General features: G+C 45.3%; 24 protein-coding genes. 20 read left to right on the top strand and 4 right to left on the bottom strand.

What is annotated here, in order from left to right; genetic code table 11:
- A partial coding sequence (gene aspS / locus Q0413_RS10935) for an aspartate--tRNA ligase (protein WP_298990425.1) occupies positions 1 to 762 on the bottom strand: 762 nt, incomplete at its 3' end.
- A gap of 83 nt (positions 763 to 845) precedes the next feature.
- Between aspS and Q0413_RS10930 the strand changes: the two genes are divergently transcribed.
- The 6 genes from Q0413_RS10930 (at position 846) to Q0413_RS10905 (ending at position 6,398) form a co-directional block, all read left to right on the top strand.
- On the top strand, positions 846 to 1,721 hold the full coding sequence (locus tag Q0413_RS10930; RefSeq protein WP_298990422.1) for an NAD(+) kinase: 876 nt from the start codon (positions 846 to 848) through the stop codon (positions 1,719 to 1,721).
- Positions 1,715 to 3,238 (top strand): AAA family ATPase, encoded by a 1,524-nt coding sequence (locus tag Q0413_RS10925; RefSeq protein ID WP_298990417.1) that lies wholly within the window; start codon positions 1,715 to 1,717, stop codon positions 3,236 to 3,238. The genes Q0413_RS10930 and Q0413_RS10925 overlap by 7 nt, the downstream gene beginning before the upstream one ends.
- Before the next feature lie 125 nt (positions 3,239 to 3,363).
- A complete protein-coding gene (locus tag Q0413_RS10920; protein WP_297903343.1) occupies positions 3,364 to 4,161 on the top strand; it encodes a TatD family hydrolase in 798 nt (265 codons plus the stop codon).
- On the top strand, positions 4,158 to 5,156 hold the full coding sequence (locus tag Q0413_RS10915; protein ID WP_297882548.1) for a lytic transglycosylase domain-containing protein: 999 nt from the start codon (positions 4,158 to 4,160) through the stop codon (positions 5,154 to 5,156). The genes Q0413_RS10920 and Q0413_RS10915 overlap by 4 nt, the downstream gene beginning before the upstream one ends.
- 13 nt (positions 5,157 to 5,169) lie before the next feature.
- Positions 5,170 to 5,925, top strand: coding sequence for a septal ring lytic transglycosylase RlpA family protein (locus Q0413_RS10910; RefSeq protein ID WP_298990412.1), 756 nt, complete (start codon positions 5,170 to 5,172; stop codon positions 5,923 to 5,925).
- Positions 5,926 to 6,161: 236 nt separating this feature from the next.
- Complete coding sequence (locus Q0413_RS10905) at positions 6,162 to 6,398, top strand: hypothetical protein (RefSeq protein WP_005871672.1); 237 nt, start codon at positions 6,162 to 6,164, stop codon at positions 6,396 to 6,398.
- 71 nt (positions 6,399 to 6,469) lie between these two features.
- On the opposite strand, the gene Q0413_RS10900 is transcribed toward Q0413_RS10905, so the two are convergent.
- Positions 6,470 to 6,952, bottom strand: coding sequence for a hypothetical protein (locus Q0413_RS10900; protein WP_298990409.1), 483 nt, complete (start codon positions 6,950 to 6,952; stop codon positions 6,470 to 6,472).
- 384 nt (positions 6,953 to 7,336) lie between these two features.
- A complete protein-coding gene (locus tag Q0413_RS10895) occupies positions 7,337 to 8,170 on the bottom strand; it encodes a YihY family inner membrane protein (protein WP_298990406.1) in 834 nt (277 codons plus the stop codon).
- Between the two features lie 226 nt (positions 8,171 to 8,396).
- On the opposite strand from Q0413_RS10895, the gene Q0413_RS10890 reads away from it, so the two are divergent.
- The 14 genes from Q0413_RS10890 (at position 8,397) to Q0413_RS10825 (ending at position 23,545) form a co-directional block, all read left to right on the top strand.
- Positions 8,397 to 10,715, top strand: a complete 2,319-nt coding sequence (locus tag Q0413_RS10890; RefSeq protein WP_298990427.1) for a TonB-dependent receptor — start codon at positions 8,397 to 8,399, stop codon at positions 10,713 to 10,715.
- A 287-nt stretch (positions 10,716 to 11,002) separates the two neighbouring features.
- Positions 11,003 to 12,421, top strand: coding sequence for a TrkA C-terminal domain-containing protein (locus Q0413_RS10885; RefSeq protein ID WP_298990403.1), 1,419 nt, complete (start codon positions 11,003 to 11,005; stop codon positions 12,419 to 12,421).
- Between the two features lie 42 nt (positions 12,422 to 12,463).
- The gene (aroB, locus tag Q0413_RS10880) at positions 12,464 to 13,495 is read left to right on the top strand and encodes a 3-dehydroquinate synthase (RefSeq protein WP_298990396.1); all 1,032 of its coding nucleotides are present in this window, start codon (positions 12,464 to 12,466) and stop codon (positions 13,493 to 13,495) included.
- Entirely contained in the window at positions 13,492 to 15,198 is a 1,707-nt protein-coding gene (locus Q0413_RS10875) for a mechanosensitive ion channel family protein (protein WP_298990393.1), read from the top strand. The genes aroB and Q0413_RS10875 overlap by 4 nt, the downstream gene beginning before the upstream one ends.
- On the top strand, positions 15,195 to 16,427 hold the full coding sequence (gene mtaB / locus Q0413_RS10870) for a tRNA (N(6)-L-threonylcarbamoyladenosine(37)-C(2))-methylthiotransferase MtaB (protein WP_298990390.1): 1,233 nt from the start codon (positions 15,195 to 15,197) through the stop codon (positions 16,425 to 16,427). The genes Q0413_RS10875 and mtaB overlap by 4 nt, the downstream gene beginning before the upstream one ends.
- Complete coding sequence (locus Q0413_RS10865; RefSeq protein ID WP_298990387.1) at positions 16,396 to 18,183, top strand: AAA family ATPase; 1,788 nt, start codon at positions 16,396 to 16,398, stop codon at positions 18,181 to 18,183. The genes mtaB and Q0413_RS10865 overlap by 32 nt, the downstream gene beginning before the upstream one ends.
- 36 nt (positions 18,184 to 18,219) lie before the next feature.
- Positions 18,220 to 18,747: a molybdopterin adenylyltransferase gene (gene mog, locus Q0413_RS10860; RefSeq protein ID WP_298990384.1), complete on the top strand. Its 528-nt coding sequence runs from the start codon at positions 18,220 to 18,222 to the stop codon at positions 18,745 to 18,747.
- A gap of 65 nt (positions 18,748 to 18,812) precedes the next feature.
- Positions 18,813 to 19,130 (top strand): HMA2 domain-containing protein, encoded by a 318-nt coding sequence (locus Q0413_RS10855; protein ID WP_291936786.1) that lies wholly within the window; start codon positions 18,813 to 18,815, stop codon positions 19,128 to 19,130.
- Complete coding sequence (locus tag Q0413_RS10850; protein ID WP_298990381.1) at positions 19,127 to 19,738, top strand: hypothetical protein; 612 nt, start codon at positions 19,127 to 19,129, stop codon at positions 19,736 to 19,738. Before Q0413_RS10855 ends, Q0413_RS10850 begins: the two co-directional genes overlap by 4 nt.
- A 95-nt stretch (positions 19,739 to 19,833) precedes the next feature.
- Positions 19,834 to 20,325, top strand: a complete 492-nt coding sequence (locus Q0413_RS10845) for a hypothetical protein (RefSeq protein WP_297903253.1) — start codon at positions 19,834 to 19,836, stop codon at positions 20,323 to 20,325.
- Between the two features lie 8 nt (positions 20,326 to 20,333).
- Positions 20,334 to 20,636 (top strand): Cys/Met metabolism pyridoxal-phosphate-dependent enzyme, encoded by a 303-nt coding sequence (locus tag Q0413_RS10840; protein ID WP_177386687.1) that lies wholly within the window; start codon positions 20,334 to 20,336, stop codon positions 20,634 to 20,636.
- The gene (locus Q0413_RS10835) at positions 20,629 to 21,114 is read left to right on the top strand and encodes a hypothetical protein (RefSeq protein WP_298990378.1); all 486 of its coding nucleotides are present in this window, start codon (positions 20,629 to 20,631) and stop codon (positions 21,112 to 21,114) included. The genes Q0413_RS10840 and Q0413_RS10835 overlap by 8 nt, the downstream gene beginning before the upstream one ends.
- A gap of 3 nt (positions 21,115 to 21,117) precedes the next feature.
- Positions 21,118 to 23,199, top strand: coding sequence for a heavy metal translocating P-type ATPase (locus Q0413_RS10830; protein ID WP_298990375.1), 2,082 nt, complete (start codon positions 21,118 to 21,120; stop codon positions 23,197 to 23,199).
- On the top strand, positions 23,189 to 23,545 hold the full coding sequence (locus tag Q0413_RS10825; RefSeq protein WP_298990372.1) for a hypothetical protein: 357 nt from the start codon (positions 23,189 to 23,191) through the stop codon (positions 23,543 to 23,545). The genes Q0413_RS10830 and Q0413_RS10825 overlap by 11 nt, the downstream gene beginning before the upstream one ends.
- A 237-nt stretch (positions 23,546 to 23,782) precedes the next feature.
- Here the strand turns inward: Q0413_RS10825 and Q0413_RS10820 are convergent.
- Positions 23,783 to 24,042 (bottom strand): hypothetical protein (locus Q0413_RS10820; protein WP_298990370.1); only part of this gene is annotated, 260 nt, incomplete at its 5' end.

Raw genomic sequence — 24,042 nt, 5'->3', positions numbered from 1 at the left:
TAAAACCTCCTCAGCTACGCTCATTACGTCGTACTGGGTGTTGAAGCTCATCTCGATATCGATCTGCGTAAATTCCGGCTGGCGGTCGGCGCGTAGGTCCTCATCGCGGAAGCAACGCGCGATCTGGAAGTATTTATCAAAGCCCGAGCACATCAAAAGCTGCTTGAAAAGCTGCGGACTTTGCGGAAGCGCGTAGAAGCTGCCCGGATAGACGCGGCTAGGCACCAGATAATCCCTAGCGCCCTCGGGCGTCGCGCGCGTTAAGATCGGCGTTTCGACCTCCACAAAGCCTAGCCTATCAAGAGCATTTCGCGCGGCGATCGCAGCCTTGGAGCGCATCTTAAATTTATCGAAGCTTCCCTCGGCGCGCAGATCTAAAAAGCGGTATTTTAGCTTCGTTTCTTCGTTGACGCTTTTATCGCCGATTACGAAAGGAAGCGGCTTGCTTGGATTTTCGATCTCTAAGCTTTCTACCACGACTTCGATGTCGCCGGTTTTTAAATTTGGATTTTCAAGCCCTTCGCCGCGAGCGCGGATCTTGCCGACGGCTTTTAGGACAAATTCGTTTCGTACTTCGTTTGCAATTTCATACGCTTTTTTGCCATCTTTGGGATCGCACACGAGCTGAAGCAAGCCGCTTCGGTCGCGCAAATCTATAAAAATAACGCCGCCGTGGTCGCGGTAAGAATTTACCCAGCCGCACACGGTTACACTTTTGCCGATATCGTTTTTACTCAAATCGGCGCAATAATGACTTCGCAAATTTACTCCTTTAAAATTATTTGTAAAACGCAAGTATAGTTAAATTTTGCTTTTACAAAGCTAATTTTTTATAAAATAAAACTATGGAAAACAAAATTCATAAAAACCTTAAATTCGCGGGGCTGATAGCCAAAAAATCGGATGAGATTCGCCCCGTCGTGGAGCAAATTTGCGAAATTTTAAAAGCGCAAGGTATTGAGCTTTTGCTTGAAGAGAACGGAGCGGAATTTTTCGGCCTTAAGCCGCATACGCTTGCAGAAATTTTAAAAAAGACCAATTTTTTAATCAGCCTCGGCGGCGACGGCACGCTCATCGGGCTTGCGAGGCTGCTAAGCGACAAAAACGCCTTTATTTTGGGTATCAATGCAGGCACTCTCGGGTTTTTAACGGACGTGCAGCCGAGCGAATTTGCAAAATTTTTAAAGGAATTTTTGCGCGGCGAATACGAGATCGAACGCCCGTTTTTGCTCGAAGTTATACTGGAAAACGGCGGCGGTAAAATCGTCCGCAAGACCGCATTTAACGACGTCGTAATTACCCGCAGCCACATCTCTTCGATGGCGAAGATCGACGCGTTTTTAAATAGAAAATATTTCAATACTTACTACGGCGACGGTGTGATCGTAAGCTCCGCCGTGGGCTCGACCGCGTATAATATGAGCGCGAACGGATCTATCGTCTATCCGCTGTGCGACGTGTTTTGCGTCACGCCGATCTGCTCGCACAGCCTGACGCAGCGGCCTTTGATTCTTCCAAAAGAATATCTCGCAAGCTTCAAAAACGCCGGAAGCTCCGAAGTTAGCGTCGTCATCGATGGACAAGACGTTTTTGATATGGCGGAATTTCACAGCGTAAGCGTTAAAATTTCGCACGCAAAGGCAAATTTAATAAAACGCAAAAGTTACGATTATTTCGACGTTTTAAAAGCCAAACTCAGATGGGGGCACGGCGGATGCTAGAAAGAATTTATATTAAAAATAATCTAGGTTTTTGCGAGAGCGAGCTTAGTTTTGGTCCGGGGCTTAGCGTATTTACAGGTATCAGCGGCGCAGGCAAATCGGTATTAATAGGCGCGATTTTAGCGGTGTTCGGTCTTAACGAATGCGAGGCTGAGCTCATAGAAGCGGACGTAGAGCATAAATTTGATATGGAAAATTTCGGCTTGATAAACGATACGCCAAATACTTTTCGCGTCCTAAAAGAGCGTAGCTTGCGATACTTTATAAATTCTCAATCGGTCTCAAAAAAAAATCTAAGCACGATCGCCGGCGAATACGTGAAATTTTTAGGCGCGAAAAACGCCGGCGAAATGAGTAGCGGCAGCTTGCTAAAATTACTTGATTTTATCGCCGCGAAAAAAGATGCGGCGCACGCTCAAAGCCTATCGGAGCTTCAAAGCGCTTTTGTGGAATTTAGCCGCACAAAAAAGCAGCTGGATGAAATTTTGGATCAAGAGCGCAAGATCGAGGAGTTAAAGGAATTCGCTCGCTTCGAGATTGAAAAAATCGAGCGCGTATCGCCTAAGATCGGTGAATATGAGGAGCTTTTGCAGATCAAAAAAAAGCTTAGTAAAAAAGATAAGATCGAGGAACTTTGGGCTAGGGCGCAGGGCGTTTTTGAGCTGGAGCGCAGCGTCATCGAAGCGCTAAGTCTTAGCGGGCTGGATAGCGCGTTTTTTGAGGATGCGATGAACGAGCTGCGGCTAAAGCGAGAAAGCTTGAATTTAGACGAGCTCGAAAATATCGACATAGAGAAAATTTTAGATCGCATCGAAGCTCTTAGCGCGCTAAATAGGCGCTACGGAAGCATAGAAGAGGCTTTGGCTACGCTTGAAGCGCGCAAGAAAGAGCTTGAGCATTACGAGCAGTTAAGCTTTGAAAAAACCAAGTTGCAAGTGGAATTTAAACGCCTTAGCGAAAGCACCGCTACCCTTGCCGAAAAAATTAGCGATGCTCGCAAGGGCGCTAAAAAACGGCTCGAGGATCTGATAAATTCCTATCTAAAGCAGCTTTATATGGACGGAGTGGAGCTTAGTTTTAAGCCTACGGCGCTTAGTGAGTGCGGCACAGACGAAATTTGCGTCAGCTTGTGCAAGACGGAATTTAAAAATTTAAGCTCAGGCGAGACGAACCGCCTGCGCCTTGCTTTCATCGCGGCAAGCTTAGAGCTTACAAATAACGGCGAGGGAATTTTGATCTTAGACGAGATTGATTCAAATTTAAGCGGAAAAGAGGCGATGAGTATCGCTAACGTGCTGGTAAAAATTTCAAAATTTTATCAAATTTTTGCGATCTCGCACCAGCCGCAGCTTAGCTCAAAGGCTGCGTCACACTTTTTAGTAAGTAAAACGAACGGCAAATCTAGCGTGAGATTATTAAGCGAAAATGAGAAAATAACAGAGCTAGCTCGTATGATAAGCGGCGAGACTATTACTGCAGAAGCCCTGGAATTCGCTAAAAAACTAAGGCAAAGCTGAAGGAATTTTAAGCTTAAGTTTAAATCTGAAATTTTTTGCTACAATACCGCGTTTAATTTAAATTTAAGTGTGATTTTGCAAAACGACGTAAAATCCGCTTCGAAAAATTTTATCAAGTGAGTTTTATGATTATAGATACACATTGCCATTTAGACGATGCTAGTTTCGATGCTGATTTAGACGCGGTGATTGAGCGCGCCACGATTGCAGGCGTGCGTAGCATCATCATTCCCGGTGCCGATGTAGCAGACCTAGATAAGGCATGTAAAATTTCGCACGCGCGGAATAATGTGTATTTTGCCGTAGGGGTACACCCATACGAGATAGATTCTTTCGATATGGAGGTGCTGAAGCGGTATGCTGACGATCCCAAATGCGTGGGCGTTGGCGAATGCGGTCTTGATTACTTCAGACTTAAGCAGCAAGAGAGCAAGGAAACCAAAGCCTTAGAAATCTCCCGCCAAAAAGACGCCTTCATCTCACAAATCGATCTAGCAACACAACTTCAAAAACCACTTATAGTCCATATCCGAGAAGCAAACGAAGATAGCTTTGGAATTCTAAAAGATCGTGCCGGCGATTTATGCGGCGGTGTTTTGCACTGCTTCAATGCCAGCAAGCTTTTGCTAGGTCTTAGCGAATACGGATTTTACTTCGGTATCGGCGGAGTTTTGACATTCAAAAATGCAAAAAACTTAGCTGAGATCTTACCGCAAATTCCGCAAGAGCGCCTTTTAATCGAGACGGATGCACCCTATCTGACCCCACATCCGCATCGCGGCGAGCGCAATGAGCCTGCATTTACGAGACTCGTGGTAGAAAAAGTCGCGGAAATTTTAAGCCTAAGCGTAGAAGAGGTTGAAGCAATAACGACTCAAAACGCCTGTAGGCTTTTTGGCGATAAAATCAAAGGAGAGATATGAAAGCCATAAAATTTATACTGCTAGCCCTGCTTTTAGTGGGCGAAGCATTTGCGAGCCAGCCCGGTCTGATGCGCGCAAATCACGACTATATTTTAAATCAATTCGGCATCGAAAATAACGAATCGAGCAAAAACGTAGTCGCGGGCATATTCCGTGCGATCAATGCAAGCGATCGCAAGCAGTTTAAGCATATCGTGACTTCGCAGTCGCACAATGCCTACTTAGTCAAATCCGAGGTCGATAACATCGAAGCTCCGGAATTCTTGCTGTATTTGGCAATGGTCGAATCTCATCTTAAAAACACCGTAACTTCCGGCGCTAGCGCGGGTGGTATGTGGCAGCTGATGCCGGCGACCGCAAAAAATTTCGGTCTTAGAGTAGATAGCGCCGTGGATGAGCGTCGCGATCCCGCAGCCTCTACGGATGCTGCGTTTTCGTATATTTTGCATCTGAAGCAAAATTTTGGCAAGTGGTATTTAGCACTAATGGCGTATAATTGTGGCGATCAAAAGCTTAAAAATGCGATTGCAGCTACTGGCAGCGATGATCTGGATCGCTTGCTAAAAAGTCCCGCACTTCCTAATGAGACTAAGAATTTTATCAAGCGCATTATTAAATACGCTTACATTGCTCAAAATGAAAATATGCGTAAAATTCTGCTTTTTGAAAGCGAGCCGTGGGGGTTAAAGCGTATCGCAGTAGCTCCAGGCACAAAGCTAAGCGCGGTTGCAAAACAGATCGGAATTTCGCCGTCGCAGATGCAGGATTACAACGCGCATATTAAAAACGGAATTTCGCCGCTTAACGGCAAGTACTTCTTTTATATCCCACAAAGCAAATATGCAGAATTTGTCGTAAATCAAGGCGCGTTTCAAGCGTATGAACCACGTCTGAAACAGCGCAAGCCAGGACGCGTGTTAGCAGGTTTGGCGAACGAGCTTAGCCTCAAAGACAAAAACGAAATAGCGCTAAATAATATAAAATTCAACAAATAAGATCGGATCGTAGGTGTCGTACCAGAAAATCGCTCTTTTTAGTGCGCTTTTTGCGCTGATTCTTGCCGGTTGCTCGTTTCGCACCGCACCGTCGTCTAGATCGTCTGCGGGCGGTACGGGCAAGATCGGCAAAAACTCTCCCGCCACCATGCGCCCTTATAAAATTAACGGCAAAACCTACTATCCCGAACAAGTAAGCGTCGGTGACACTCAAATCGGCATCGCCAGCTGGTATGGGCCAAATTTTCACGGCAAATACACCTCAAACGGCGAAATTTACGATATGAATGGCATGACCGCCGCGCACAAAACCTATCCAATGAATACTATGGTAAAAGTCACGAATCGCGACACTGGCGCTACCGCAACCGTGCGCATCAACGATCGCGGTCCATTCGTGGATGGTCGCATCATCGATCTTAGCAAAACAGCTGCCAATCTAGTGGGCGTATTTGCCAAAGGTACGGCGCCGGTAAAACTCGAAGTAGTGGGCTTTTATGGGCGCACTATTGCTAAAGGTTCGCCGAAAGCAACCATCGTTGGCGGAAATTTTATGGTGCAAATCGGTGCGTTTAGAAATAGAAGCGGCGCACAAATTTATCAGCGCGATTACCACGGCACAGCGGGATATCCTGCGATCATCAAAGAATTTAGCATAGATGGCGCGCCAATTTATCGCGTCTTTTTAAGCGGATTTAAAAGCGAGGATGAGGCGAGAGATTTCGCGCATAATGGCAAGTTTACTGGAGCTTTCATCGTAAGGGAGTAGCAGTTTTATTTGACGGCTTTTACCTTCGTTTTTTGCTTGATAAGGGTTTTGTTAAATTTATTTGTGAGCTACTTGCAGTAAAATTTCTCGTCATCTAATAGTTATCTGCTTTAGCTGCGGCGAAGTGCGAACTACTTGCAAGCTATTCGTAGCAAAAAATGCGCCTGCCCGCTTGAGCTTTGTTTTTTAATAGGACGCCGCAGCTGATAAAATTTTATATTGCTAGGGGATAAAGCATGCAAAAATATCCGGAAGTTTATAGTCTAGAAAAGAGTTTGGCTATACTTGAAAAATATAAAGACGAGCTGAGCGCAGAACAATACGAGCAAAACAGATCTATCATCTGTAACCACGCGATAGAGGGTATGTTTGCAAACGAGCAAGATATAATCGATCTTATCAAGGTCGATAAGGGAGAAAAAACATCCGATGAGATAATAAACGAATATAAAAAAGAGTGGGGCGTTTTATAGCGCATAGAAAAATTAAATTTGATACTGAAATATCAGATGTATTTAAACGCAGCTCATCGATTCTTTGAATTTTAATCGTGTAGAAAAGTTACGATTTCATGCTCTTTTGGCAGAAATTTTCTACCATCGATACCATCATCTCCGTATTCCAATAATGCTTCATTTAAAATTTCATAAATTTCATCCATTGAAATATCTCCAATGTCAGAATTTACGCTTTGGAATATATATTTGATTTTAAATGGATTTTCCGTGAAATATTTACTCGTAGTCTTATCATAAATTCGCCTTATATCAAGCTCGATATTTTTACCTCTATAATGCAGTAGCCAAATAACTTCTCCCGTAAGGCCATCTCTTGGGTCTGGCAAAGGCACTCTGCAAACAAACATAAACCAGGCATCTCTTTGTCTATCTATAACCCAATCCGGCTTATCTAGGTAGTAATCATCATAGACTATTGAGCCATATTTTAGGCAACAATTATTTATAATATTTGCAACATTGTATCTTTCCAAATCAACTTTAGAAATATGCTCCGCAACAAACGCCATCTAGCCCTCCTTGAGAAATTCTATAATTTAAAGTAGATCGCTCGTATACAGACCGAACAAAGATGAGAGCTCAAATTTAACGTCTTTGTCGCTCAACATTTTATTATTCGGCACCGCAATAATGCCCGATTTAAACCTATACAATTATACTTTTTAAATCTAAATCCATTGAGCGCCAAGAAAATGAAATGATGTAGCATGGTGATTAAAAAGAATATTGGACTTACCAAATATCTAACCATTCTCTTTCTCCTATTTTTTATATCTTTGATCCATATATTTACGTCTTGCTCATTGTATGGTATCAACGCCCAAGTTACCGACCCATGCAGAAAACGCGCTTTAATCCAAAAAGCATAGAAAAACGCAGCCTTGCACAGAAATTCAAGCGCTTTGGTGCTCGCCATCTCTTTTAAATTTAGCGTCCAAAAATACGCAGAATTTCACGCCGTATAGGTAGAAAATCCAGCTTATGTAGATCCACAGAAAGAAAAATAGCGCGACCGAAAACGAGCCGTAGATGCTAAGATAGGTTTTGTTATAAAAGACGTATTGCGCAAAAACCAGTCTTGAAAGCCACCATAAAATCGATGCTACGAGCGATGAGGCAAGCACCGCTTTTGCGCGGATCTCGCGGTTGATCGCCGTAGCATAAGTAATCGCAAAGATCCCCCAAACGATTAAGTAGGGTAGAATTTTAAGCAAATTTATCCAGCTTGTAAACTCGGTTTTATTTAGTAGCTCCTGAAGCTCGCCGCTGATATAAAACGACGCTCCAAGCCCCACAGGAGCGAGCGTCATCAGCGTCCAGTAGGTGCTTAGGCTCTTAAAAAAGCTTCGCTCGGGCGAATGCGAAATGCGCGCGATAATCGCTTCAAAGTCCCCGAAAAACAGCACCGACGTAACTAACACTGCGCAAAAACCCGTTACGCCAAGGCTTAGTCCGTTTGCCATAAATTCCTCGATATAGTGTGCCATGCTCGCTTGATTTGCAGGCAGGAAGTTTGAAAAGATAAAGCCCATAATCTTGTCGTAGTAGCCTTTGAAGCTTGGCAGCTGCATAAAAACGCTAAGCGAGACCATCAGCACCGGCAATAGCGCCAGAATCGTGTGAAAGCTAAGGCTTGATGCATGGTGCATGAGCTCGGTATCGTAGAGGCGGAAGAAATTTTTGAGTCGGTTTTGCGCTTGCTTAAGCGCCGGTATTAGTTTTTTCATACGGGCGATTTTACATTAAAATTTTAGAATTTCATATAAATTTGCGCAATTTTTCTTTTGTATCGCGGTATATCGTCTATGAAATTTAAAGCTAAAAAATGCGACTACAAATATATAAATTTATATCTCGAATTTAGTCTAAATTTAGGAAAATTTTTCTAATATGCTAAAAAATAATATTAAATATATCCATAACGAAGGGAAAATAATGGAAAGAAGGAAAACGATGAAATTTAAAATTTCATTAGCGGCATGTATGTGCCTACTATGCGGTAGTTTGGCTGCAGCGCAAAGTGGCGGTAATTCTGCGCCTGAAAAGTCGCAGAATATGGGCGTAATCGAGGTAAATTCCGTCGGCGATAATATCAGCGAGAGCGGTATCGACGAGGGCTTTTTGAGCAAAAACGTGCAACAAGGCCTGCTTGCGGGCAAGCGCGCACTTGATCTTCCCTATCAGATCAACACGATCAGTAAGGAGATCATAAATCACCAAGGCGTTACCGGCTACGAGGAGGCGGTCAAATACTTCCCCTCCGCGCAGATTCAGATGCGCGGCGGCGCTACGGTCGGACGCCCGCAGACACGCGGCTTTGAGGGTAGCGTCGTAGGCAACAGCTTCTGGGACGGCTTTTATACGATTTCGACGACGGCGATTCCGATGGCGATGTTTGAGAGCTTTCAGGTGCAAAACGGCGTCGCAGGCTCGCTCTACGGCGCACAAAACCCGGTTGGCATTTTCAGCTACACGCGCAAGCGCCCGGTAAAAGATCAATACATAATTTGGAGCGATTATATGTCGCGAAGCAACCTAGGTCTTGGTCTTGATCTATCCGATAAATTTGAAAAATTCGGCTACCGCGCGGTATTTTACGGATCAAACGGCGACAGACAGCCAAAGGGTTCAAATTTGCAGCGCCGCTTAGCCAGCGTCACGATGGAATTTTATCCGACGGGCGATCTTACTTTTGAAACCGCGGCGAGCTATTACGAGCACAATACTAAGGGCTTTGCGGGGCAGTTTGCCTTAGGCGTAAAAGACGGCAAGATCACGGACGGAATTACGCTTCCAAGGGCAGTGGATTCCTCAGAGCGCGGTCTTGGGCAGAGTTTCGGAGGTATGCGTCTGAAAACCACGACCGCAAGCGCTAAATTTAAATTTACGCCTACCGATAAATGGTATTTAGAGGGCGGCTTTCAGTTTCAGCGCACCGATCGCGACATTCACAGCGTCGTAAACTATTTGCTTCCCGAAGGATTTGATTGCGCGAATTATGCTGCTTTACCGAATAATAAAAAGCCTCCTATATGTGTAGCTAATCCAAACGCGAAATGGACGCAGCCGGGTGATTATTATACTCAACACAGCGGCGGTGCTACGGCAGCATATAGATTCGATCTGCCAAGCGGCTATCTTAAGGCAAACACGCAGTTTAATACGGGCGATATCGAGCATGATTTTAGCGTGCAGACCAATGGCTATCACTGGACGCAGGATAGATATAAGATCGCAAGCACCAACTACATCTCGCCTACCATCGGCAATATCTACGATCCTAAAATTCTAAATTACACCGGCGCTAGGCGCGGAAGCGGGTTATATCATTTCGCAGTCATAGATATGTATAACGTCTCGGTGCTAGACGATATTACGATAAACGATAAATTTGACGTGATGTTAAGCGCATCTAAGGCGTGGATGAGGCAGGAATCCTACAATACTACCCAGCAAAGACTTGTCAAAGCCTATAGCGATTCGGGATATAGCTGGGCGGGCAGTTTGATCTTTCATCCGGTAGAGGACGCTAGCATCTACTACACCTATGCAGATAGCTTGCAGCAGGGCTCTACCTATGTTTATCCGGCGAGCAGCCCATATGCGGGCGAGGTCGCCTCTACATCTCCGTATCGCTCCAAGCAGCACGAGATCGGCGCTAAGATCCGCGTAGCCGATATGATCGATTTTAGCGTGGCATATTTTGATATCCGCAGACCTATTGCGTATCTAAACAGCTCTACCGGAATCTACGGCATAAACGGCGAGCAGCGCAACCGCGGATTTGAGTTTATGAGCGGCGGACGAATTACGCAAAATTTAAGCGTACTGGGCGGCTTTACCTATATTGATCCAAAGATGCATAACGTAAGCATTGCGGGCGCTAACCGCAAGGTCGCAAACGGCATCCCTAAGATCAATGCGAATTTAATGCTTGATTACGTGATCCCCGGCACCGATAAACTTGCGATCAGTACGAATTTCCACTACACCGGCAAGATGTATCTAGACGATCTAAACACCCAGCACACGCCTAGCTTTTTCGTTACCGATCTTGGTATCAGATACACGAGCGAGCATCTTTTGGGCGATAAGACCACGCTACGCTTCAACGTAAATAACGTATTTAACAAAAAATATTGGGCGGGAATGTATCCTGCGAGCGCCGACGGCGCGGGCGGTCTTAACGTAACTAGCGTGCTAGGTTCGGCAAACGGCGTAACGCTAGGCGAGAGCAGAAGCTTCATGCTCTCTGCGGAGGTAAAATTTTAAAGGCTAGCTGGTTTAAAATTTCTAATTGAGCGGCGCGAATGATTATGGCGCCGCTTTTAAATTTATGAAATTTTATCGCTCTAAGCGGCGAGATTAAATTTAACGAGGCTTAGTTTTAATTCATTTTAAATTTAAGCCTCGCTTTTGGAATTTTAAACCTTGATTTTAAAATTTCGATCTTAAAATTTTAAGTCGCCGCGCCTCAGCTTGCCCGCAAATTTTATCGCGCGGTTTAAAATTTAGCCGTTTTTGGTTATAATCTTTGCAAAACCACGAAACGGAGAGCAATGAAACAAGTTTTAATCATCGCAAGCGGAAAGTTTGCACGCCATTTTTTATCCAAAGTTTGTAAAATCAAAGATGTCATCAGATCATATCGCGTCATAGCTAAAAATACGGATGCCGTGCCCTCGGAGCTTGAAAACGAGTCAAATTTTTCGGTCGAAATTTTTGATCCTACTAGCATTGAGCGGTTGCGCGTGGTGCTAGTAGGGGATGAATTTGACCGCTGCATAATGATAATGGAGGATGAATTTGACACTAAAGTAACGCTTGAAAATTTAAAGACGCTCGCTCCGGATTTAGAGCTTTATGCAGCCGATTTTTGGGGGCTTTTGCGCGAGAATAAAAACGAAGCTCACGTAAAAATCGTAAATACCCTCGCGCTAAATTCCTCGCGCTTCATCGGTTTTTTGCCTGACAGCCCCGTTTTTGCTGATAATATCGGGCTTGGACGCGGAGAGATAATGGAGGTAAAAGTGCCCGTAGGAAGCTCGTTTGCGTATAAAAAAATCAGTACGCTTTCTAATGCTAAATATCAAATTCCGATGATCTACCGCCACAATAATTACATCGTAACGACGCCCGGCTCGCGGATATATCCGAATGATACGATCTTAGTCGTTGGTGAGCCTAGTGCGCTGCGAGCGGTGTTTGCTGAAGTAAAAAAGCAAAGCGGGCAATTTCCATCGCCGTTTGGGCTAAATATTTTCGCGCTCATCGATATGAAAAAAATGAGCGGTGACGAGATAGCTAGGACGGTTAGGGCGCTTGAGTTTTTGGATTTGCATATTAGAAATCATAAAATTTATTTAAGAATTTTAAATCCTCTGCTAAACGACGCTTTTAGCGAGCTTAAAGCGCTGTGTGAGCGGGATAAATTTGAAATTCTCATCGATTACTCGGGCGAGCTAAATTTAAAGCGCGACGTGAGCGAAAATAAAGCAGGCTTGGTAGTTTGCTCAAGCGGAGTTTTCGAGGCGAAAAAAGCAGCGCTTAAAGCGCTTGAAATTCCGGTGCTAAGCCTTGGAGAGGACGAGCTAAAAGATGTGCGTAAAAGTGTCGTGCTAAGTGCCGGCGAGCGGCTGCGCGAGGAATCAAGTATCGTCTTTGACATTAGCTCGCAGCTAGGGCTAGACGTGTATTTGTATCTTTTCGGCGAGAGCGAAAAGGGCGAGTTTGCGCAAAGCTACGTGAGCTTATCGAAGCTTTTTAAGCAGAGTTTATTCGTGATTCCTTGCGAGCGACAAAATCCGATTTTAGCGTTAGGCAGCGAGCGAGATCTGCTGCAGTTCGTGCCATTTAATGATAGAATTTTGGCGCGCAAGCTCACGTCGATTTTTAATCAGGATTTGGATCAAATGTATTTTAAACTCGGCAAAAATCATCAAATTTTCGTTCCGAGCGATTACGGGTATGAAAAGTAATCGAAATTTATGTTACAATTACCCAAAAATCAAAGGTAGCGTATGAAAATCGATCTTAATTTAGGTAAAAAATACAGCGTTTTTATCGACGAATTGCAAGAGATCAAACTCAAAGGCAAGGTAGCGATCATCACAAATCCCAAAGTAGGGGGGCTGTGGCTTGATTTCTTACTGCAGCGGCTAGATTGCGAGCAAAAATTTATCATCACGATCCCAGACGGCGAGGAGTATAAAAATACCGCGAGCGTGGAGCAAATCTTAGAGCAACTTTTCAGCTCCAAGCTTGATCGCAAAAGCACGCTCATCGCTCTTGGTGGCGGTGTTATTAGCGATATAACGGGCTTTTGCGCGAGCATTTATGAGCGCGGTATCGATTTTATCAATATACCTACGACCCTGCTAGCGCAAGTAGATGCAAGCGTCGGCGGTAAGACGGGCGTGAATAATCGCTTCGGCAAAAATTTAATCGGCTCATTTTATCAGCCGCGCGCGGTTTATTGCGAGAGCAAATTTTTATCGACGCTTCCTGCACGAGAGTTTGCCGCAGGCGTCGCGGAGGCTGTAAAGATGGCTGTATGCTTCGATAACGAACTATTTAAATTTTTCGAGACGCACGATCTGAAAAGCGCCGATGAAATTTCGCATATAATCGCGCGCTGCGTGGCTATCAAGGCAGATGTCGTAGCTCGCGACGAGCGCGAAAGCGGCGTGCGTGCGGTGTTAAACTACGGACACACCTTTGCTCACGCTATCGAAAAAATTACTAATTATAAAAAATTTTTGCACGGCGAGGCTGTGGCGATCGGCATGGTGATGGCAAATGCGCTAGCGCGTCGCCTCGGTAAACTAAGCGGCGAACAGGAGGAGCAGATCCGTAAAGTGCTTCAAAAATTCGCGCTTCCGATAAAATTTCACGTAGAGGATGCGGCGGAATTTTACGAGCTATTTTTTCTTGATAAAAAAAGCGAAAACGGCAAGATAAAATTTATCCTGCCCGACGGCATCGGTAAATTTAGTATTGCCGATGATATAGACAAAGCCGCGGTAATAGCCACGTTAAGAGAGTTTGCATGAAAATAATCCTAGCCGTTTTTTTGATTTTTAGCCTTGGTTTTTGCGAGGGAAATTTCACGGCTGCAAATCCGAGTGCACAGATCGGCTCCGGCGCGCCTCAAAACGACAAAAATCAGACGCAAAGCGCGGAGCTCGCTTCATCGCTAAAAGCTCAAATAAAAGCGATAGACGATGAGATCAAAAACAATATCTGGATCTCGCGCTTTTCAAATTTCATCGGCTATCAAAATTTACAAAAGCAATCCAGCCAGCTTGAAGCGGAGCTAAAAAAGAGCGCCGGCACCGATAAGATCGCAGAGATTCAAAAAAGACTTCGCGCCGTAAAAGAGCAGCTTATACTGCTAAAAGAGTATGAAAAATCTCCGTTTTTAGATATCATCGCGATGCCCGAAACTCCCGAGCCTGCGCGCATTACAAATCCTTTTTCGATAATTTCCGGTTTTTCTACGATTAGAAATTTACAAGCTCAAAAGATGGAGCAGAAAAACGCCATCGAAAATATTAAAGCTTTAATCGATAAACTTGAAGCAAAAAGGGCGCTATATGAGCGTTTGATGCAGATCGATGCGGACGCAAGCGCTGCGGCGGAGCTTAAAAGCTTAGATTACGAGCTTAGCGAGTTTAGCTCCGCATATGAGATCGCACAGACTACGTACGACGTTTATGAAAAGAAGATCAACTCCCAAATCGCCGTGCAGACCGCCGATATAAAAGCGCAGATCAAGCGCGCGGGAAATATCGCCGTATGGATACTCGTAGTCATCGCGCTGTCGTTTTTATGCAAGGTAGTGGCGAAAAAATATATCAAAAACGACGAGAATTTTTATATCGTAAATAAAGCTATCAACGTTTTAAATTTCACGCTGATCGCGCTGATACTGCTCTTTTCTTACATCGAGAATATGACACACTTCGTGACGGTTCTTGGCTTTGCCTCGGCAGGTCTTGCGATTGCGATGAAAGATATGTTTATGAGCTCCTTAGGCTGGCTTACGATCGTGCTTGGCGGCAGCTTTCGCGTGGGCGATCGCATCAGGGTGCATAAAAACGGCGAGACCTACGTAGGCGATATCATCGATATTTCGGTGCTTAGGATGACGATTTTCGAGGACGTTACTATGACTACGTGGAGAGAAAATAAACGCGCGGGCAGGGTGATTTTCATACCGAATAATTATATTTTTACCGATCTTATCTCAAACTACACCCATAGCGGGCTTAAGACCGTCTGGGACGGCATCAGCATACTTTTAACCTTTGATAGCAACCATAAAAAGGCGATGTATCTTATAAAAAACATCGTGCGGAAGTATTCCAAAGGCTACACCGACATCGCCAAAAAGCAGATGGGCAAGCTTCGCTCGCAATACAGTATCAAAAATCCAAACGTCGAGCCTAGAATTTTCAGCTTTTTTGAGCCATACGGCATTGAAATTTCGGTTTGGTATATGACGAACTCTTACGCGACGCTCGGGCTTCGCAGCAACATCTCGGCTGAAATTTTAGACGCCCTAAGAAGCGAGCCCGACATCAAGATCGCCTATCCTGCATACACGCTTTTTAACGGCAAAAATTATGCGGCTGCGGGCGGAAATTTCATGGCGCAAGATCTCGGCTTCGAGCAACAAGGCTCACAAAATTTAAACGCAGCGGCGCAGGGCGGGGGTTTTGCCGCAGGAAGCGGATCCGGGAGCGAAATTTGAAAATTTATTTTAAAACGTTTGGATGCCGCACAAATATCTACGACACGCAGCTTATCAAAAGCAACCTCAAATCGGGCGAGATCACGCACGACGAGCAGGGCGCCGACGTCGTCGTTATAAACTCCTGCACCGTTACGAATGGCGCCGACGCAGACGTGCGAAACTACGTCAATAAGATGAATCGCCTCGGCAAAAAGATATTGCTAACCGGCTGCGGCGCGGTTTCGCGCGGCGAGGAGCTGTATAAAAACGGCGCGGTCTTCGGCGTATTCGGGATGTCGCAAAAGGAAAAGATCGACGAGTTTTTGAGCTCAGAGTCGAAATTTTACGATATCGGAGGTCTTGATGGCGTCGAAAAAAATCTGGTAAGCGACTACGAGGATCACACCAAGGCTTTTATTAAAATTCAAGAGGGGTGCGATTTTAACTGCAGCTATTGCATAATCCCCTCGGTGCGCGGTCGCTCGCGAAGCAGCTCTGAAGACGCGATCTTAAAAGAGGCGGCGAGCCTTGCCGCAAACGGCTTTAACGAGATCGTGCTAACCGGCACCAACATCGGCAGCTACGGCAAAGCCGCAGGTACGAGCCTGGGCGCGCTGCTTCAAAAGCTGGGCGCGATCCGCGGAATTCGCCGTATCCGCTTAGGCAGCATCGAGCCCTCGCAGATAGATGCGAGCTTTCGCGAAATTTTATCCGAGCCGTGGCTGGAGCGGCATCTGCACATCGCGCTTCAGCACACTTCGCAAAAGATGCTTAGCATAATGCGCCGCCGAAATTCCGCGCTAAGGGATTTGGAGCTTTTTTGCGAGCTTGCGGAGCGCGGATTTGCGCTGGGGACGGACTTTATCGTCGCGCATCCGGGCGAGAGCGAAGAAATTTGGCTCGAAGCGGTGGAAAATTTCAAAAAATTTCCGCTCACGCATCTGCACGCCTTTATCTTTTCGCCGCGGCAAGGAACCGCTTCGGCCTCACTAAAAGGCCGCATAGACGGCAAAACGGCAAAGGCGCGGCTAAAGATGCTGCAAAACATAACGGCGCTGAATAATTATAAATTTCGCCTTTCGCACAAGGTGCCCTTAAATGTGCTGATCGAGCGGAAAAACGGAGAGTTTTATGAAGGATATGATCAATTTTATGATAAAATTTGGATCAAAAGCGATGAGGATTTGTCGAAAAAATGGATGGAGATAAGAGATTATGAGGTTAAATTTGATGGAAATTTTGCATAAAATCAAAAAAAGCAAGCTAAATATAATTCTGATTTTTTTAGTGCTACTTATCGTTTTACTCTCGATCGTTTATTTTAAAGACGATTCGCGATACATCACCGAGCGCGAATTTAGCGAGCTAGTCCGCGCGGATCAGATCAAACGCGCGCATATCGAGGACGGCAATTTAAATTTTACCTACGACGGCAAACGCTATAAAATTTTAACCGATATCGTTAATTTAAAAGAGCTCTCCAATCACGCTTTAATTACGAAGGAAGAGGATAGCGGAAGCGGCGGTATCAGCGCGATCTTGGTAATTTTTACGTTCGCGTTTTTTCTCTTCGTATATTATTTTGAAACCGTTTTGGCGCGTCGCCGCAGGCTGGACGGCGTAGGCGCTGCGCGTCAAGGCGGCGGCGCAAACGCAGAGCTCGGTGATCTTTCGCCGAGCGTTAGCGACGTGAGATTTAGCGACGTCGCGGGCATCAGCGAGGTCAAGGACGAGCTCATAGAGATCGTGGATTTTTTAAAAAATCCCGCAAAATATCGAAATTTCGGTATAAAGCTGCCGAAAGGAATTTTAATGATCGGCGAGCCCGGCGTCGGTAAAACGCTAATTGCAAAAGCGGTAGCCGGCGAGGCGGACGTGCCGTTTTTTTACCAAAGCGGCGCAAGCTTCGCCGAGGTCTTTGTGGGCGTCGGTGCCAGGCGGGTTCGCGAGCTGTTTGCGAAAGCCAAATCCTGTGCGCCCGCGATTATTTTTATCGACGAGATCGACGCGGTCGGCGGCAAGCGCGGTATAGGGCGCAACGACGAGCGGGAAGCGACGCTAAATCAGCTGCTGACCGAGATGGACGGATTTGAGGAAAATAGCGGCGTGATGGTAATCGGCGCGACCAACAAAATAAATTTGATCGACGATGCGCTGCTGCGCTCGGGGCGCTTTGATAGGCGCGTTTTTATCGGGCTTCCGAATTATAAAGACCGCATCGAAATTTTAAAAATTTACCTCGAGGGCAAAAGATGCAGCGCGAATATCAACAAAGTAAGCCGCCTCTGCGTGGGCTTTAGCGGCGCAGGAGTAGCGACACTGGTAAATGAAGCCGCGATCAACGCTCTTAAACGTGGCAGTGATACGATCGAGCTTAGCGATTTTGAAAACGTGCGAATGAGGGTCTTTTACGGCGTGCAAAAAAGTAGAATTCTCACCGAATACGAAAAGGAGATCCAGGCGTTCTATCAGGGTGCAAAGGCGCTTAGCGCGTATTGGTATTCGTTTGATTTCGAAAAGATCGAGCTTTTAAACGATAAATTTTTAAACGAGGATTTCGAGATCGAATCCAAAACGCAAATTTTAAATCAAATCAAAGTGCTTTTAAGCGGCATGGCGGCGCTACAGATCCATAAAAACGACGCTTTTTCAAATTCCGCTAGCGACGTAAAGCAGGCTATCGCGCTGGCGCAAAAGATGGTTTTTGAGCTCGCGATGGGCGATAGTTTCACCCCTAGCGCGCAGAGCGTGAATAAAATTTTGCAAGATTGCTACGACGAGGTAAGCGAGATAATCCGCACGATGCAGGATAAGCTAAATCAAATTTCAAAGCAAATTTTCGTTTATGAGTTCATAACTTTCGAGGATGTTCAAAAGATCTGCGAATCTGATGGTGTGGAGCAAGAAGGCGTCTCCGCGCAAGAGCAAGATTTGCAAAAGCTGGAAAAAGATAGCGAAAGCTCTGAAGAAAAGCCGCAAGACGGCACGCTAAATTTCGATTAAATTTTAAATTTTAAAATTCTAATAAAGGAGAGGAAAATGGTAAAAATAGGTGTTTTAACGATCAGTGATCGCGCTAGCGGTGGCGTTTACGAGGATTTAGGAGGCAAAGAAATAATTGCCGTGATGGATGATTGGTTAACTTGCGAGAAAGAGTATTTTTATGAAATAGTTCCAGATGAGCTAGAGCTGATCAAAGATAAGCTGATTTATCTTTGCGATGAAGCGGGTTGTGATTTGGTGCTAACCACGGGCGGTACGGGTCCTGCTCCGCGCGATGTAACGCCTGAAGCGACCGAAGCGGTAAGTGAGAAATTAATGCCAGGCTTTGGCGAACTAATGCGCGCAGAAAGCCAAAAGATCGTGCCTACGGCAATTTTATCGCGTCAGATAGCAGCGATCCGCAAAAAATCTCTGATTATAAACTTACCTGGCAATCCAAAAGCGATTAAAGAGTGCCTTCTACCAGTGTTTCCTGCCGTGCCGTATTGTATTGATTTAATGGGAGGAAATTACATAACAGTGGATGGAAATAAGATAAAAATATTTCGCCCTAAACGCAAATAATTCGCAAAATTTAGCAGGAATTAAATGATTTATGATATTATTTGGGCGCAAATTTAAGGAAAAATATGAAAATAAATCACAACGATATTTTGGAATTTCATAAGTATTTTAGCAAAATCAGCCACAGCAAAGGTCGTATCCGTATCCGCGTAAGTCCCAAAATTAGGGAGTTGCGAGATAGTGTGAGCGAAGAGAGCCTAAAGGCTAAAATAGCTGCAATTCGCGGGATAAAAGAGTATAAATTTAACTCTCTAATCGGCTCGCTGACGATTCATTATGATGAAAGCGTTTTTCCGATGCACCTTTGGGAGCAGTTTTTAAGCGGCATCAGTTCGCCTGAGCTAGTAGCGCTTGTAAATTCCAATATAGAGGCGATTTCTTGAGCGAAGAAGCATTGCGTAGTACCAAAAAATCACGCAAAATTTCTAATAAATCTCGGAATTTAAATGAGGCACAAATTGCAGATATCGCTCTTTTGCTCGAAAAAGAGGCACAAATTTTACAGTTTTATTCGCTGGGCGCAGTTAAATTTCAAGATAAAAAGCTAGGAGAAATTCTATCTTTACGAGCTGGATTACTTGAGCGGATGCTAGATTTTGCAAATTCTTGTGGGCTTGGTGCTATGCCTCCTGAAAATAGCAGTGAGGCGCTGGTTGCAAAAGGTATGAATGAGTTTTTGGCTTCGGCGCTTTTGATAGAAAAAAGCTCTATGATGTTTTATGACGATCTAATTAATTCATGCAAGAACGCGGAATTTAAAGAGCTACTGTATAAGGCGCAGGCGGTTTCATATAATGAAATTTTGCCGATTTTAAAGGAATTAAATTCTAAATATGGGGCTGATTTAAATTCTTTGAATTTCGCTGATTTATTAAATGAAATTTTAAAAAATCCGCAGGAATTAGAGCGGATATTTCAAAAATACGATTTGCAAAATATTTTAAATAGCGCATTTTCCAATTTAATTAAAGGAATTTTGCAGAAAAATTAAATTAGGATTGCAAAAATCTAAAAAAGTCGCTATAATATCAAAATCTATGTAAAGTTGATAAAATGACTTTATAATCTTAACACAAGGAGAATGAAATGCCGATCCCATTTCTAGCAGGTTTTGCGCTTGGTTGCGCGGCGGTTTACGCTTATAACAATCGAGATAAAATCAAAGAAGGTGCGAATAAAATCGTAAGTAGCAAAAGCGTCGAGGAGTTAAAAAATAGCGTCAAAGGCGGAGCGGAAAAATTAAGCAAAAAATCAAAAGAAATTTTTGCGGAAGCCAAAGAAGGCTTAGACGATGTTGCTGAGGCGGTAAAAGGTAAAAGAAAGTCTGGCGGTAAAAAAGCTACGACAAGTAGCGCCAGCACTGAAACTAGCACTGCAAAAAAAACTAGAAAAAAACCGGGACCAAAACCGGGATTTAAAAGAACTAAAAAATCCACTGCGAGCGCTAAGACGGGCGAAACACCAGCAGGTGAGACATCCGCAGCATCTACTACTCCACTTAATATCCCGCAGATCGTAAAAATGGACGATAATTCTTCGGCTAAATTTACGTCCGCAGACGATAAATCAGAAAAATAGAGGCCTAAATGAATAGATCACTTACGACACAGCGTTCTCCGCTGGATCACGTTTTAAGCGGCGCTATAGCGGGGGCGATCGGCGGTTGCGCCGTAGAGCTCGTTAAAGCAAAAGAAGGCAAAAGCAAATCTAAAGCGATTCGAGATGCGCTGGATATTGCGCTAAGCGGCGGTATCATCGGCGGCGGCGCGATTTACAGCGCAAATAAGCTCGTACAAGGCGAGTATCTACGCGCAGCGGCAGGCGTCGCAGTATGCGTAGGCGCGCTCATTGCGGGTAGAAATTTTATTCTTAAGGTAGGCAATGAGTAATCCGTATATCACAAAAAAAGATTTGAAAGAAATTCTAGACGATTACGATTTTGGTGACAACAAATATGCTGGCGGCTCTGCGGGTAGCTTTGCCGGTGACGAAAAGCTCGGCGGTTGGGCTAAATGGATAAATGAGCGGGTAAATTCCGCACCTTTTAACGGCTCAGTTTCTGACAATGGCTCGGATAATAAAGATTCCGTCGCCCAAAGCTCAAGTGATGTAAATTCTACTCAGGGCTCCGCTTTCGGTGGAATTTTTAATTCCCTGGGTAGCAGGCAAAACGCGAGCGGCTTATTCGGTAGCAACTCATTTATCACAGGCATCGCTCTGGGTGCTGTAGCGACCTATTTTCTAACCGACGAAAACGCGCAAAAAAAGCTTTTTAAGCTCATCGCAAAGGGTACCGAGATGTTTCAGATGGGCGTTGAAGAGATGAAGGAGCGATTCGAAGACGCCAAGGCAGAGATGCAAGAGTAGTCGATGCAAAATTTTAAAATTTTACATGAGACTAAATCTAGGCTGCGCATAAAGGTCGCGGGCTTTAAAGGGCTCGATACAAGCGCACTGCAAAGAGTCGCTGCGAGGCTTGAAGGCGTAACGGAAGCTAGATTTAACGCTAAAATCGGCTCTTTGATCCTTAAGCTTGACGCGGGTGCGAATAGGGCGGGAATTCTAAAGCAGCTTGCGGCTTTAAATTTAAGCGAGCTAAAATCAATTATCCCCACTAGCCATAAAAATTTACCGAGCAAAAACGAATTTATCTTAGCGCTTCTTGCGTTGGGGGGAAATTTAATCTTTCGCACTTCGCCTTTAGCGCGCGCATTTAGCATCGTAGCGTGCGTGCCTATCTTAAAAGAGGGGATTAAAGAAAGCTTTCGTCACGGGCTTACTTCAAAGGGCTTAGAGGCTGCTGCTGTGGGGATTTCGCTCGCTCGCGGCGATGTATTTGCCGCAAACAGCACCAATACGATGCTTGCTCTGGGCGAATACATGGAGGAAAGCACCGTTTATAAAAGCGACGATCTGATCCGCGAGCTCGCCCGTCCGGACATCGCCGAGGCGTGGGTCGAGATAGATCAAAACGGCAAAAAGACCGAGGTCAAAATCGCAACTTCTAAGCTAAAGGTAGGCGATATCGTGGTCGTAGGGGCGGGCGACGTTATAGCCGTGGACGGACACGTCGTAAGCGGCGAAGCGATGATAAATCAAGCCAATATGACGGGCGAGTCGGTCGCGGTGAAAAAATCTCGCGGCGATAGCGTGCTAAGCGGCACGATAGTGGAGGAGGGCAGGATCCGTATCTGGGCGGAAAACGTCGGCGAAAACACTTCCACGCAGCGCATCAAACACTACATCACGGCATCCCTTAACGAGCGCTCCAGCATCGGCATGCATACGACTCACTTAGCCGACAAGCTCGTGCCAGTAACCTTCGGGCTTGCGGGCGTGTCCTATCTGATAAATCGAAATTTTATGAGCGTAGCTTCGGTGCTGCAGGCGGACTACTCGTGCGCGCTTAAGTTGCCTACGCCGGTTGCTTTTAAGTCGAGCATTTCAAAAGCGGGCAAGAACGGGATTTTGATCAAAGGCGCCAAGGCTCTTGAGTCGCTTGCGAGCGCCGACACCTTCGTATTTGATAAGACGGGCACGCTTACGTACGGCAACCTGGAAGTCTCCGAGATCATATCGTTTGACGAGCGCTTCAGTAAAAACGATATTTTAAATTTAACCGCGAGCGCCGAGGAGCATTACTTTCACCCCGTAGCCGAGGCGATCGTGGATGCGGCTAAAAAGCACGGCTTTATTCACAAACACCACGACGAGGTGGAATTCGTCGTTGCTCACGGCGTTAAGACCAGCATCGAGGGTAAAAAGCTCATCATCGGCTCGCGCCACTTCCTGGAAGACGACGAGATGATCTCGTTTGCGGCGCATGAGCAGACCATCGATCTTGCGATGCAAAAGGGGCTCGCGCTGCTTTACATCGCATTTGACGGCAGACTTTTGGGGCTCATCGGGCTTAGAGACGAGGTGCGCGCAAATGCCCGCGCCGTTATCGCTAGGCTCCGCGAGTTGGGCGCTAAACAGATCGTCATGCTCAGCGGCGACGTAAAATCAAAAGCCCGTGCCGTAGCCAAAAAGCTCGGCGTAGATCGCTATTATGGCGAGCTGCTGCCTACGCAAAAGACTGAAATTTTAGAGCAATTAAAAGCCGAGGGGCGGAAGGTGGTCTTCGTGGGCGACGGCATAAACGATGCGCCGAGCCTGATGAAGGCGGATATCGGCATCAGCATGCTAAACGGCGCCGAGATCGCCAAGGCTTCCGCGCAGATCGGGCTTTTGAAAAACGATATCGAGGGCGTCGCGCAGGTAAAGGCGCTGGCTAATGACACGCTGCGGCTCGTAAATCGAAATTTCAACGCCACCGTGGGGATAAATTCGATCATTTTATTTTTGGCGACCTTTGGCGCGTTAAGTCCCGTAGCTACGGCGCTGCTGCATAATGGCACGACGATAGGACTACTACTGAATTCTATCAAAGGGGTAAAATTTGAGCATTGAAGATAAAATTTTGGATCTAAATTTTCAGCGCAAAGCGGCTAAAGTGACGCTCGGAGTGAGTATGGGCATCACGGCTCTAACCGCGCTAAATATGAACTCGCGCATGTCGCAGCTGCATAAAATTTCCGGGCTAGTGATGCTGGGATGCGCGATCTGGCACGCTAGCCTTTACGGCTCGCCATACAGCGAGTTTTTGCAAAATAGAAAAGCAAAGGGCCGGGGCAGGAAGAGATCCGAAGCGAATTTAGCCCTAGAAAATTTATCGGACGACAAAAGCATCTCGGCAAAAAGCGCGCCAATAAAAAGAAAACCGCGCGCTCGTAAAAAGCGCCTAGCTCTAGAATAGAACATGCATTATAGCTATTCTGGTCGGTGTCGAGGATAGCAAAAGTAGATTTGCTCGCTATAAAGCAGCGGGCAACAGAAGTAAGTCTACAAAATTTAACAAAACGGGCGCAACGCAGATCACTACACCGAAAGCGCTCCGTCACCGCAAGAGCGACGCCTCTTAGCAAGGCCATACGGGTGCGATGCAAGATGCGCGCCGCACGTAAAATCTTTAGAAGCGTAACGCTTCGCGACTTTACTGCCTAAAAGGATTTATTTTACATAAATCGTTTTCACTAATTCCAATTGCTTTTATAAGCTCTTGGATATCTTGCCTGCTGTATATATTGATATATTCGTTATTATCATTTAGTATAAGCATGCGCTTTAATGTTCCATTTTCATTACATTCCATCTCTTCACTTCCATTACTATGCTTTTTTGATGCCATTTTTATATATCCGTTTTCATACCAATTGCATAAAATTCCGTTGCTGCTTTCCTCACTCTCTTGTT

The organism is uncultured Campylobacter sp. (assembly GCF_938045465.1).
GTDB lineage: Bacteria > Campylobacterota > Campylobacteria > Campylobacterales > Campylobacteraceae > Campylobacter_B.
Note: the sequence above shows the minus strand (reverse complement) of the source record. Positions and strands in the feature narration are given on the sequence as shown.